The following is a 12,928-nucleotide window of genomic DNA, read 5'->3' as shown; positions in this document are numbered from 1 at the left end:
AAAAGTCATAAGGGGGAAAAGGCTATATGGTGACAGCATCAATGCGTAAATTGACAATGGCGCGAGCTATCAGTGAGGCCATCAGCCAGGAAATGGAGCGTGATCCCCGTGTTTTGGTATGGGGCGAAGACGTCGGGGTTTATGGCGGGATCTTTGGCGCCACACAAGGACTCTTGGCGCGTTTTGGTCCAGAACGGGTGATGGACACTCCGATATCGGAAAGTGCCTTTATCGGAGCGGCCATTGGCGCCAGTGCCGAAGGCATGCGCCCTATTGTTGAGCTGATGTTTGTGGATTTTTTTGGGGTGGTTATGGATCAAATTTATAATCATCTGGCTAAAAACCATTATATGTCCGGAGGGAGTTTCCGGCATCCGGTCGTGTTGATGACGGCCATAGGCGGCGGATACAACGATGGGGCACAACACAGTCAAAGTTTATACGGGTTATTTGCCCATCTTCCCGGCCTTAAAATTGTGGTGCCGTCCAATGCCTATGACGCCAAAGGGTTGATGATCTCGGCGATTCGTGATGACAATCCGGTGATGTATTTCTTTCATAAGGGATTGCTGGGATTAGGATGGATGCCTTCAGATGATTTAGCCGAAGTGCATGTGCCGGAAGAATCTTATACGATTCCTTTTGGACAGGCCCATTTCGTTCAAGAAGGTTCCGATATTACTGTGATTACCATTGGTGCCATGGTGCCCAAAGCCCTCAGAGCAGCTCAGCAACTTCAGAATGAAGGCATTTCTGTAGAAGTCCTCGACTTACGCACATTGGTGCCCCTCGATCGCGACCGCATCATTCAATCCGTCCGTAAAACGCACCGGGCCCTCATCGTCGATGAGGATTACCGGTCTTTTGGCATGAGTGGGGAAATTGCCGCTGTCATCGCCGAAGAGGCGTTAGATTATCTGGATGCGCCCATCCGCCGTCTGGCCCTACCTGACGTGCCGATTCCCTATAGCCGTGTGCTGGAGCAAGCCGTGATTCCCTCTGTGGAAAAAATTGCCGACGAGATGCGTCAACTCGCGAAATAGGGAGGACATCATGGAAGAGACCTTAGTCAAAGTGGAATTTAGCGACCGGGCGGATGCCGAAGCCGTACTCATCCATTGGGTTTATGATGAGGGAGCGCTAGTTCGATCGCACGAAATTATTGCCGAAGCGATGGTGGATAAAGTCTCGCTGTCCATTGAAGCGCCGGTCGAGGGGTATTTGCATCCCCTGCTTAAGGAAAATGACACGTTTTCATCTGGACAGGCTATTGCGAAAATTACCCAAACACAAATTCCAAGAACTCAAGATTCACCTCATCGTGAGAGCCGTGATAACGGGGCGAATAACCATGCCCCGTCGGAGGACGAATTTGTGCCGGCTCCACCGCGGGTACGGCGGTATGCCAGGGAAAAAGGCATCAATTTAAAAGAGCTGGCTCAAGCGATTTCTCATCGGCCGTTGACCGTAGAAGATATTGACAATTGGATTCAACAACACGGATCCACCCCGGTGCAACCTTATTCACCTTTTCGCCAGCGCTTAATCCACAACTTAACTGATAAGAATGCACTACCAACAACCTTGTCACGCCGCATCGCGGCGGGGGATTCCCAATTTTCCCCGCTCGTGCGAATTTGCTGGGCGGCGGACCAAGCTCTTAAACGGCATCCGGAAATTCATGGATGGGCCAACGCCGAGGGATTTACCCCGGCTACAGAACTGCGGCTGGGTGTTGCGACCTCGACGGCACAAGGATTGATCGTGCCCATCTTCGTGGGCTCTCGTGATTTAGATGGCTGGAATCAAGCATTGGCCGAATTACGGCGTGCCGCTCACGATAACCATTGGGAGCACTGGGATTTTTCCCAACCATCTTTTGTTATCAGCAATTTGGGTCCATGGGGTATTGAATATTTTACCCCGCGGTTAATGGTACCCACCGTGGCCATTTTAGGCCTTGGTGCCGGAGACGACAAGAGCTTTCCCGTGTCGCTAACATTTGATCACCGGGCAGTAGATGGGGTTCAGGCTGCCAACTTTCTTCAGACCATGGATAAGCTGTTGCGTTCCCAACGTCAGGGTTATTGGGAACAATAAGCGGAAACTCGGTTGTGACACTGAAGTCAATATCAACTGAAACCCCTTATGACTCCTCTTCGGCACGTGCTGGGTGAAAGGCGCGGAATTTATCCCGAGGGTCTAGGGGGCACCTGCGTGGTAATCGTGTCCGTGAAACCCCATGCGGCCAAAATGGCCGCCACCGGCTGAGGATGAACCGCCGGGACAACCAGTTGACGGGTCTGGGCATCGCAGGGCATGACAAGCCATCCGCGCAGAGGATGTCCACGTCCTGCCCGGTGGGCCGCGCCAACAGACCGCGGGTCGGCGTGGGAAGGGGCGGGGCCTGTCGGGCCCGACGTTCGATGAGGCTGAGCACCAACGCGGCGAGCATGAGCACATAACCTAAGGCCTCTACCCATTCCGGCTTTTAAGCTTTCCGATTGCGGCATACGGCGAGGTGTATGTATTGCTGTTCATGGGTGTCGATCTGTGGCTTAAGCCCCTACGACTCTGTAAACAGACGCCGAAAGTTATCTAGCGGGCGGTTCCAGCGATGCAATTGGCCGAGACGAATTGGATCCTCGGCGGCGCTTTGAGTCACGATCTTTCCTTCCTTGAGCATCTCGAGCATGACCTGCGCCTTGACTATTGGTGCCTAATGTTTTTGCTTCGCCATAACGTGTCCAGTGTAACACATCACCGATCACCAATCTAACGTAACAGATCCCAACTTGTTTCCGGAGAAACCCAGGGACCGAGTCTGTCAGCGAGATACGGGCTCTTCACAACTTTGTCTCAGTCTCTTAAACCCATCTCGAATTGTGCATTTTTTGAGCATCGCCGGGGTCCAACATATTAGCTCTGTGTTAGGTCACCATCCATAAAACAAGAATCTCCCGCCTACAGTCCAGGCGGGAGATAATCTCCGCAATTCGTGAGAGACATTCATAGCCCATGACAAAAAACCGAGGGTCATCACACATCTGAACAAGGCCTCTGAAAGCACCCCACTCACCCACTCTTACCAGCAGCATTCATCCGGTCGGCATCCGTGTAATCTATCTCCAAAACGTAGGGGGTTATGACAAATCTGCATCAGTCGCCTCCATGTCACGGCATAGTCCTGTTAACTCTTTGTTATTGGTGGTCCGGTTTTCCGCCCAACATAGATGATTATGTTATCAACCCATCTGGGGTAAACCAGGAGCATGCTTCTCGAAGAAAGTTAGATGTCGCTAGTTCTCAGTGGCAGCTATTTGACCCGGAATTGTATTTATCCATTCTTGACGGTGAGGTACACTCTAGAACCTGTGAAAAGCTAGCCACATACTCGGATATCTCGGGCGCGTCATCTAGTTAGGTTGTGCGTTGTTTACCGCTGAAACGTCTCTAAGGACCACCGATTCCGAATTTGTCCGGTTTCACTCCATTCCTTTAAGCGCATGAGCCGCCACGCCACCGTGTGCCTTAAGGGCCGCCACCATGCAGCCCATCCTCCATACCTCACCCTATAGTCTACGCGACAGGTGGTATTGCCCTCGGAACACACTGTTAGTTGTCCCAGTTCAATCGCCCCCTTCCCCGTCATGCGATAACACAGTCGCCGATTCTGGTCATCGGCATGGATTGCGACCGTTACCCACCCAACGCCCGTCAGGCGAATCATCCATATGTCATCCTGGCTGCCGAAGGTCCGTTTCATAGCGCGAATGGCTCCATTCCACTGGATCCACTCTGAGACGTTCGCGACATGCTGCCACACCGCAGTCGCCGATTGGTTGATCCCCAGTTCCCGTCGTGCTTCCATCCGCATCCTCCCTAATTAAAATCGGATGCCGCCATCAATCCGCAACACGGCCCCATTAATGTACGCATTTTGCGCTAATAGCACCACAGCTTGACTCACCTCATCCGGTGTGCCTGCACGACGTAGCAAAATTGCCTGAAGCTTGTCGTTCACAACTTGGGGACGCACCGCACGGGTCATCGCCGTGTCGATAATGCCCGGCACGACGGCGTTAGCGGTAATTCCTTTCGCGGCATATTCCTGAGCAATAGTGTGCGTTAATCCGATCAGCCCGGCTTTGGCTGCCGCATAGTTGGCTTGACCCGCATTACCCAAAACCCCACTAATCGATGAAATATTAATCACCGTTCCCGATTTTTGTCGGATCATGGGACGTAATGCATACTTGGCGCAATAGAACGCGCCCCGCAAATTCGTATTCAGAACCTCATCCCAGAACTCCTGAGTCAAATGAATCAAGAGACCGTCGCGGGTGATGCCCGCATTGTTCACTAAAATGTCTAGTCGACGATAATGGGCCAACACGGTTTCCACCATAGCTTGAACGGCTCCTTCCTGTTCAAGGTTGGCCGACACTAATATGCCGTGACTGCCTTGGGCTTCGACCGCTTTCAACGTGTAGCGTGCTGCCTCACCATGACGCCCATAATGAATAGCGACGGTAGCCCCCGCATGGGCTAAGGCTGTGGCAAGACTTTGGCCAATGCCTCCCGACGCGCCGGTAACTAACGCCACACGACCGGCTAGTGGTTTCATGCAATACCCTCCTGTAAAAGAGACTCCCACAGCGTCGATAGTGTGACATCAAATGATGCTCCCATCGTGTAAGACGGTCCATGCCTCAGAATCAACCATCCGGGGTCTAACGGAATCACCGTCCACGATGGACTACGAGTCGACGCACTATAGTGTGTCCCATCAAATTGCCAAGCGGGAGATTCAGGCATCAGGCGGATCGTTGATAAGATGCTTGACAATCCCGATTTCACCCCGTCGAGCCAATCATAGCGAGGAATGCGCAATTCGACCCATTCGTCTCCGTGCGCATAAATCGGCAACGATCCGATATAGGACTTTATTTCGTCCAAGAAAACCCATACCTGTTCCGATTGTGTCACGTCTTTAGTCAGAAACGTGACAAGCCGTCCGCCTTGTCGCACAAAGTCCGCTATCAGGTTCTGTTGTTGCGGCGTCGGCACAATAGCGCGGAGTCGCGAACGATAGGGATGATAAGAGACCACCTCCCACTCGCACCGGCCTCGGGGATCGATCACGACCCAATCTGTGGCGTGCAAGGCGACCGAGCGCTGACTAGTCCAAGGGATACTGTGAGGAATTATCAATGGGCACCCAATCGTATAAATCATGGCGATTCCTCCTCAACGGACATGTCGATTCCAGGCGTGCTCAACGACTGCGATAAACGACGCCCGTTCCACCAATTGAATTCTCCGAACAACCGCATGGCCGCTGGCAAAATCACCGGGCGCACAATTAAGGCATCTAAGGCAATGGCCAGCGCAAGCGCAAACCCTAGTTGGCGCACAACTCCCACGGGCACCGTCGCAAAAGCCCCGAATACCGCAATCATGATGGCGGCCGCACCAGTGACTAACCGTGCGGTTTCCGCAACACCCTGTCGAATACTGTGGGTCGTAGACAGCCCCGTCAGTCGATATTCCCGAATCCGACTGACAATAAATACTTCATAATCCATACTGAGCCCGAAGAGCACCGCAAATAACACTACGGGAGTGACCGAATTTAAAGATCCCGTTCCCTGTCCCGTCCCCCATCCCCATTGAAAGACTGCAGTCAGCCCGCCGAGACTCGCGAGAGTGACCAGACCATTAAAAAGTAAAGCCTGAAGCGGAAGAATCCACGACCGGAAGGTCCATGTCAAGATCACCAGGCTCACCCCAAACACCGCCAGAATGATCCATGGCAACCGGTGCTGAACACTCTGGTCAAAATCGTACCCCGTCGCCGTCTGGCCGCCTATCCACGCTGAAAGACCCGTTCCCGCCACCCAGCGCGGCATACTGTGACGTAGTCGCGCGACCAGAACGTGAGTCGCCACGGCATTGGGTCCGGCCCGCGGGACCACCCGGATCAAAGCATCGCGGGCTCCGTGTGTGACAGCGACAGTCTGGGTTACCGCGTCTTGCATGGCCGGAGGCAGTGTATGCCATCTTTGGTCCGCCACGGCATATTGCGCCGCAGACCATCCGCGAGCCCACGTGGTCGGCCCGATAACTGCGGTGACCCCAGGCTCCGCCATCACATGGGCCGTAAGTTGCACAATGGGTTGCAAGGCCTGCGGTGTGGTCAGCGATCTGGGGCTCGTAATCACAATATCAATCGGAAACAAATCACGCGTGGCAAAGTGCGCCGTCAGAAACGACAATCCTTGGCGCGCTGGGCTGTGGGAAGGCAAGGCCCGCGCGGACGCCACGGGCACTTGCATACGCAAAGACGCGACAGGCACGGCAAGCACCCCAAGTCCCAAAATGCCTGGTACCAAAAATGCCCAGGGATGCCTCACAATGCGATTGACCCATCGCCGCCAGCGCGTCATGGCTTGAGGCCACGAGGCTCCGGGCAACGTGCCCCGGCGAATCTGCGTCCCGATCAACACCAGTCCAGCCGGTAACAGGCTCCACGCTGCCGCAACGGCGACCGCGACAACAAGCACTCCACCGACTGCAATCGATGTAAAAATCATTAAATGCGCTAAAAAGAGAGCCGCAAGACTCACCAATACGGTCACACCTGAAAAGAATACCGCTCGTCCTGCGCTCGTCATGGCTCGCTGAATCGCCACGGCCGGCACCACGTTATCCAATTCTTGTCGGTAGCGGCTGACAATAAACAACGCATAATCTACCACCACCCCGAGCCCAATCATACTAATCGCATTGGTGAGTAAAATATTCAGCGTGAGATGCCTGGCCACCACATAGGCCAAAGCCATTGAGGTCGGCAAGACGAATCCCGCCACTCCGAGCGGAATCAGCGTGGCCATCACCGACCGCGTCACCCACAACAACACGACGATCAGAAGGGGAAAAGCAATCCGCTCGGCAGCGGTGACATCGTGTTGCGTGGCCGTGTTCAACGCCGCGTTTAAGGCCGGTCCCCCCGTCACCCAGAAGCGATCGAATGGAGGCAAACTGTGCGCGACGAGCCGCGTGAGTTGGGGTACCAAGTTTTGCGCTACGGTACTGTGCGTCGTCGCAAGACGCACGATTAAATAGGTAGCGTGACCATGATCCCCAATCATGACAGGATTGGGGGGCTGGTAGGCTGTCGTGACGTGCTGGACCCACGACTGACGACGCAAACGTCCCGCAAGATGGTCAATTACCTCACGGACGGAAGACGTCGTGACTTGGGTTTGGACATTAGCAATAACGATCAGCAACGTATTGGGATTTTGGGCGGGGAAATCGCGGGCCATGATCTGCGACGCCACCGCAGATTCACTACGAGGGTTACTAAATCCGCCCGCGGATAAGGTGCGCGGCAAACGCGGTGCCACGCTCACAGAAATTATCAAGACAACGAGCCACACCACAATCACCCACTTGGCGTGGCGGATAATCCATGCAATCCACCGCTTACGCATGGGTTTTCACCTCATTTATTTCACGTTCGGGATGCCAACGTAGTAACCATGCCCATGCTTCATAGTGTCGACGTTGGTCGGCGACAGTCTGGGCCGGTAACTGCGCGGCTTGATGAAAGGCGTGCTCAGCCAGCTCCCATTGATGGGCGACAATCGCGCAACGTCCGAGCCCCATCCAAAACCCAATCTGATCAGGGACTAACTGAACGGCAGCGCTAAAATATGACAAGGCATCGGACAGTCGGCCTGGAATCCATGGCACAGTTTGATGCCATAATCCCAAGGCGTACAGAGCGTGCGCGTAATGATGATCCATATGCACCACGCGTTCAAAGGCCCGACGCGCTCGAAATATGGTCACAATTTTCGTCAGTCCACGGTGAGCCAGCGCCAAACGTCCGAGTGCCCGACCGTATTCAAACAAAACATCCGCCGTCGGAGGTTCGTGGCGAAGCAGTTCTTGTGTAATATAGTAGGCCCGCTCATGGTAGCGTTGCGCGGTTAGAGTCTGATGTTGGTTGGTGGCTTCGATGCCCTGCTCGTTCCAATACCGTGCTGCGGAGTGATTGGGCATCGAACCCCCTGGCCAGATCGGTTCATCAGTTAACAGAGACAGTCGCTCCATAACCATCTGCATCCATTGGGTCAAGGCCGCATCCCGATTATGACGCGGCAAGAGCGGAACGGACAGTGATTCTCCGATCCGCACGGTGACTCGGTGGCGTCGCGGCCACCTCCGGTGTTTAGGAAGCACGTCAAATGTGCCGGTAATGCCCATCGGAACAATCGGAACATGAGCCAATGCGGCGAGCAGAATCACTCCAGGTTTGCCAGGTTGTAAAAAGCCCGTCGGTGTTCGAGTGCCTTCTGGATACACACAGACTACTTGCCCATTGTTTAAAGCGCGTAACGTGGCTCGTATCGCTTGAGAATCGGCTGCCTGTCGGTTCAGAGGGATACATCCCACCGCCGTATGCCACCACCGCGACACGGGGTGCTCAAAACTTTCTTTTTTGGTCAGAAAATAGACCCGATGACCTCGAGCCCGTTGAATGACTGTAGCCACCACAAAATGATCGATAAAACTCGCGTGGTTTGCGACAATCAGATAACCACCGCTTTCAGGAATATACTCCGTACCTTCCACCTGTCCTAACACAAACCTTTGCGTCACCGGAACAATAATCCCACGGGATACTTGTTCAATCATGCGCGCACCTCCTCATTCGCTTACGACACGGAGGCCCGCGCCAAGGCAATATCCGACACCGTTAAATAAGGCAATTGAAAAGCCTTCGCCATAGCGTGCAAATCATCTCGACGCGCCATCATACCATCGGGGCGCAAAATTTCGACGATGACGCCAGCCGGTTGATGGCCGGCCATTTGGGCCAAGTCCACCGCGGCTTCAGTGTGGCCACGACGGACAAGAACTCCTCCGTCCTGCGCAATAAGGGGAAAGACATGCCCGGGCCGTACGAGGTCCTCAGCCACGGCATCGTCCCGGAGAGCCACTTGAATCGTTCGCGCCCGATCCCCGGCCGAGATCCCGGTCGAAAGTCCAAAGCGCGGATGCGCATCAATCGACTGAGTAAACGCAGTGCGAAACGGGTCGGTCGTGTGCGGAACCATCAGCGAGAGGGCCAAACGCTCGGCCAGTGTCCGTATCATCGGAAAGCACACCAGTCCCCGGCCCTGGGTAATCATAAAATTGATCATGTCCGGGCTGGCCCGATCCGCCAAACCAATTAAATCGCCTTCATTTTCACGATGTTCATCATCCGCCACAATAATCAGACCGCCTGCATCAAGAACGGTCAACGCTTGATCTAAATTGTTCATCACTCATTACTCCTCCTTTCGAGCCAACATTTTACGAACGGTTTCCAACACAAACGCGACCCGGCGGTCTACCGGCAAAATCGGCATGTGGACGGGCGGGTCAAGTTCCGGCATGATCATGACCAGCAAGCTAAGAATGAAATATCCGGTAATGGTGGGATACGATGTCGCAAACTCGCCGCGCGCCACCCCTGATTCCACAATTTCGCAGAACGGCTGCCGCAGCTGCGCAAAAATCGTATCCACGTCTTCGCGAAATTCCGGCGTATGATGAAATTGGTGTCGCACCCAGATCCGCGCAAACGGAATGAGATCAGGGTCTAAGTGAATGAAGGCCTCAACAGCCTGAGCCAGTTGCGCCATGGGGGAAATCGGCAGGGCCAGAATGGTCTCAGACACCGCGTTAAATTGGTCCACGATGTACTGCAACACCGCTAAATAAAGATCTTTTTTACTAGAAAAGTAGAGATAGACCGTTCCCTTGCCCAATCCCGCGTTTATGGCAATCTCATTGATATTCGCCCGGTCAAAGCCTTTAGCAGCAAACTCAGCGGCCGCGGCTCGTAATAGATCTTCGCGTTTGTCTTCAGAATCCACGAGGTCACCTCATATTCTTAATGACTGACTGGTCACCCACAAGCTAGCATAGGCATCTGCCCGCGTCAAGAACTCGAGGCCCTTCACTCGCGAATTTGGGCGTTCTACTAATTTTTGATGGAGTGGCTCGGACGGATTGACTAACATTGACATCCAGCCGAATAAAAAGATCAGCCGAATGTAACGGCAAGCACTTCATTCAACAAACTGGTTGCTCACAAAGTTTCAAAAGTTGTGTCCCCACTGAAGGTTTGAATCCGCAGTACAGTGAGCCTCCATAGGACAAGCGAGGATGGACCGATCAAAGACAGCAATGACGAGAAAAAGGGATCATCTCCGGCAATAATGAATCCATATTTGCAGTCCAGCTGCCCGTACGGATTGGTACCGGTGACCACCCGGTGGGCAAACGACGATGCAGCGAGGCTGGTTACCGGGATGACTCAAAGTTTGTCCCGCCACGACAGCAACTGTCCCCAGGATGTCGTCATTTATTGTGGATAACATAAAAACTTTTTGGATGCATGGGTTGCCATGTCATGTGGGATCGTAGGTTCCCCTTGGGCACGACCAAATGCCATTCTCGTCCCCGTTCCATCGTAAGAGAAATCTCAATGCTTTTTACAGCAATTTTAGTCGATAGCCCCTAGCGCAATGCCGCAGCCTGATGGGGAAAGATGCCTACGACATCGGCCCGTCAGCCGATTTCCCGATTGAACCGCTCCAAGGGGTTCGTGGACGCGATTTGCGATCGGTTCATGCATGGATCTCATCGCGTGAGCATTCAAGGCGAATCAATGCGCACAGTCTTGTCAAGCCCAGCCGAACGCAATCCAACCAGCGTCACGGAATAATCCTGTAGGAAGGGTCAAGAATTTCCGAACGCGATGAGTAAGAGATGTCCGATCTACCTGGTAACGACTTTCCGATCTCCCTGGTAAATCACACCGAAATATGCAACTATGTTCAAACGCTTAAAGCAATTCCCCGGTACTCCGCTCACCGCCTCTATCATTGTGTTGCTCTCGCCATGTGTCACCTTCCGTGGACGATAAAAATTGAGCACGAATCTGGGTAATTTGCGTTTCAGTCGCCGCAACCCGCTGCCGCACGGCCGGAACGTCCTCGCACCAACGGTCCAAACGGTGGCGAATCATGCGTACGTGCCGTTTTTCATCGGAAACAATTTGACGAAGAATTGTCCCGATTTCGTCTCCTGTCGGGTACAACTGAGCATGCGCCGCAAAAGAGACGACAGCCCGTTCCTCGCTCGCCAAGAGATAGACCAACAATGGAGTGACCCGCAAAATAGGCACATCACGCGTCAATGATGGCCACTCGGCCAGAGCTTGGGCAATAAGTTGTCCCCCCAAGCTCGGGGGAGTGACGTTCGAATTAGGTGATGGATTTCCCAGAAGGTTCATAATCCGCTGAAAGAGGTGTTCGTGTCGGGACTCGTCCGCCGCGTGCATCAGCGTTTCGCGTTGAAATGTCGTGTCCGGGACCATCTGCGCCAAATCCGGAAGACGCATGGCTCCAAGACGTTCCAGTTGATAAAACCCCAACAATATAGCAACCCGTTCATCGGTTGTTAGACTTGCCAAATATGCAGAGTATTGGTCAACATCATCGAACCATTCCATTTTCTGTTCCCCTTTGCCCTCGTTTGCCGCCCCAAGAATATCATAATTCGTGACGCGGTGACGAACAATCTGTAGTGCGATGACCACTGATCACACAGCCCACCCAACACACGTCTGAGCATCATTGTGTTTCCCAGCGTCTCGGGTTCACGAAGACGTGTCGCCAAACGCCCCATGTGGTCTCCTCGATGAAACATTGTCTGGGTTATTCCTGCGCGGTCATCGCATTCCGGGTGAGTACGAGGTCATTAAAGGAGCGATATTATGCTGGAATAGATTTCCACAGAATTGTGGATGACCATAACCATGGCTCAAGCGGTCTCCGACGTCTTGCGTGCTCTCCCCAGCGTGGCTTCGGACCGTTCCCACCAAAAACCAGTGAAAGAGCCTCTGCCTAAAGTTATCTTAAGCCGACAGTTCAAATCCATTACTACAAGCTGACCCATTCCTTTGAGCTTCATTGCGCCTGGTCACTAATCAGGGTGCGAAGGCGTTGGTTCGCTTCAGCCGGACGTAAAATCACGAGTCCTGGAGGAGAGTAGAAATGACGCCCATTAAAGGTCACAAGCCAATGCGTCGGAATCCGTAAGGCCGCCGCCACCACGTGACGATCCTTCTCGTGAGCATACTCCATGACCTTCTGCAGGTCCGAATCATCGGGATCGGGACCGATGTGTAAACAACGCGGCCATAAGGTCTCAAAGATGGGCAAGGCCCGGGGAATTTTTTGTTGGAGATTACGACGCACTTCGTCTAGCACTGGGAACGCCGTCCATCCCTCAATTAACCCGATTTCCGCCACTTGCGACAAGGCATGCGATGCCCCCTCGGAGGACGCGCTGCCCGCAATGATCACATCAGCATCAAAAAAGACGCGCAGAGGCGGAATCATGCGTCCTCGGATTGCGGGGCATCCGGGCCATAGCGTTCTTGGGTCCAGGCCCTTAACAGGTCTTGAACTGACAGACCCGCTGCAGCGCGTTCTGCCGCAATTTGTTTAGCGAGCTCGGTGACGACCGGAATGCGGGGACTCAAGATAAAAACCCCATTCCAATCGACCAATGTGAGCGGCGTATCGGGCCCCAGCCCATAGTGCTGGCGCACGGTTTTAGGTAAGGTCACCACGCCGCGGTCTCTCAACTGGAGTAGATATTTGTCCATAAGAAATCTCCTCCTCCTGATTACATTATACCCCATCGGACAGAAAAGCAGAAAGACAGAAAGACAGAAAGACAGAAAGACTGGCTATTAGCCTATTTCCCGGGATCGCCATGTCAAGCGAATCCACACGAAATCGATGAAAAAAATATAGGCTAACAGCCACCAGATTACGCGATGCTGGAAGCC

12 protein-coding genes and 1 pseudogene are annotated in these 12,928 nt (G+C 53.6%); 2 read left to right on the top strand and 11 right to left on the bottom strand.

The genetic code is table 11. The features are described 5' to 3' along the window. The first annotated feature begins 26 nt into the window (after nucleotides 1-26). Nucleotides 27-1,043 carry an alpha-ketoacid dehydrogenase subunit beta gene (locus AOA63_RS02265; protein WP_053958194.1) on the top strand — a complete coding sequence of 339 codons (1,017 nt, stop codon included), beginning with the start codon at nucleotides 27-29 and terminating at the stop codon, nucleotides 1,041-1,043. 10 nt (nucleotides 1,044-1,053) lie between these two features. Next, a complete protein-coding gene (locus AOA63_RS02260; RefSeq protein ID WP_242848258.1) occupies nucleotides 1,054-2,100 on the top strand; it encodes a 2-oxo acid dehydrogenase subunit E2 in 1,047 nt (348 codons plus the stop codon). Nucleotides 2,101-2,189: 89 nt separating this feature from the next. Here the strand turns inward: AOA63_RS02260 and AOA63_RS02255 are convergent. From AOA63_RS02255 to AOA63_RS02205, 11 genes and pseudogenes are all read right to left on the bottom strand, one after another. Further along, a pseudogene (locus AOA63_RS02255) lies at nucleotides 2,190-2,491 on the bottom strand (IS1634 family transposase); the annotation flags it as partial. A gap of 945 nt (nucleotides 2,492-3,436) precedes the next feature. After that, nucleotides 3,437-3,871 (bottom strand): SRPBCC family protein, encoded by a 435-nt coding sequence (locus tag AOA63_RS02250; protein ID WP_053958192.1) that lies wholly within the window; start codon nucleotides 3,869-3,871, stop codon nucleotides 3,437-3,439. A gap of 15 nt (nucleotides 3,872-3,886) precedes the next feature. After that, nucleotides 3,887-4,627: a 3-oxoacyl-ACP reductase FabG gene (gene fabG, locus AOA63_RS02245; RefSeq protein ID WP_053958191.1), complete on the bottom strand. Its 741-nt coding sequence runs from the start codon at nucleotides 4,625-4,627 to the stop codon at nucleotides 3,887-3,889. Then, nucleotides 4,624-5,238, bottom strand: a complete 615-nt coding sequence (locus AOA63_RS02240; protein ID WP_053958190.1) for a hypothetical protein — start codon at nucleotides 5,236-5,238, stop codon at nucleotides 4,624-4,626. Before AOA63_RS02240 ends, fabG begins: the two co-directional genes overlap by 4 nt. Then, nucleotides 5,235-7,499 (bottom strand): MMPL family transporter, encoded by a 2,265-nt coding sequence (locus tag AOA63_RS02235; protein ID WP_053958189.1) that lies wholly within the window; start codon nucleotides 7,497-7,499, stop codon nucleotides 5,235-5,237. Before AOA63_RS02235 ends, AOA63_RS02240 begins: the two co-directional genes overlap by 4 nt. Next, on the bottom strand, nucleotides 7,492-8,709 hold the full coding sequence (locus AOA63_RS02230) for a 1-acyl-sn-glycerol-3-phosphate acyltransferase (RefSeq protein ID WP_053958188.1): 1,218 nt from the start codon (nucleotides 8,707-8,709) through the stop codon (nucleotides 7,492-7,494). Before AOA63_RS02230 ends, AOA63_RS02235 begins: the two co-directional genes overlap by 8 nt. A gap of 20 nt (nucleotides 8,710-8,729) precedes the next feature. Then, nucleotides 8,730-9,341 (bottom strand): 3,4-dihydroxy-2-butanone-4-phosphate synthase, encoded by a 612-nt coding sequence (gene ribB / locus AOA63_RS02225; protein WP_082344030.1) that lies wholly within the window; start codon nucleotides 9,339-9,341, stop codon nucleotides 8,730-8,732. 6 nt (nucleotides 9,342-9,347) lie between these two features. Beyond that, the gene (locus AOA63_RS02220) at nucleotides 9,348-9,938 is read right to left on the bottom strand and encodes a TetR/AcrR family transcriptional regulator (protein ID WP_053958186.1); all 591 of its coding nucleotides are present in this window, start codon (nucleotides 9,936-9,938) and stop codon (nucleotides 9,348-9,350) included. A 974-nt stretch (nucleotides 9,939-10,912) separates the two neighbouring features. Next, a complete protein-coding gene (locus AOA63_RS02215) occupies nucleotides 10,913-11,668 on the bottom strand; it encodes a ferritin-like domain-containing protein (protein WP_053958185.1) in 756 nt (251 codons plus the stop codon). Between the two features lie 370 nt (nucleotides 11,669-12,038). Next, nucleotides 12,039-12,473, bottom strand: coding sequence for a PIN domain-containing protein (locus AOA63_RS02210; protein ID WP_053958184.1), 435 nt, complete (start codon nucleotides 12,471-12,473; stop codon nucleotides 12,039-12,041). Continuing rightward, nucleotides 12,470-12,742 carry an AbrB/MazE/SpoVT family DNA-binding domain-containing protein gene (locus AOA63_RS02205; protein WP_053958183.1) on the bottom strand — a complete coding sequence of 91 codons (273 nt, stop codon included), beginning with the start codon at nucleotides 12,740-12,742 and terminating at the stop codon, nucleotides 12,470-12,472. The genes AOA63_RS02210 and AOA63_RS02205 overlap by 4 nt, the downstream gene beginning before the upstream one ends. Nucleotides 12,743-12,928: the final 186 nt, after the last annotated feature.

The sequence above is a fragment of the Sulfobacillus thermosulfidooxidans genome (genome assembly GCF_001280565.1).
Lineage (GTDB): Bacteria > Bacillota > Sulfobacillia > Sulfobacillales > Sulfobacillaceae > Sulfobacillus > Sulfobacillus thermosulfidooxidans_A.
This window is presented reverse-complemented; position numbering and strand designations above follow the sequence as displayed.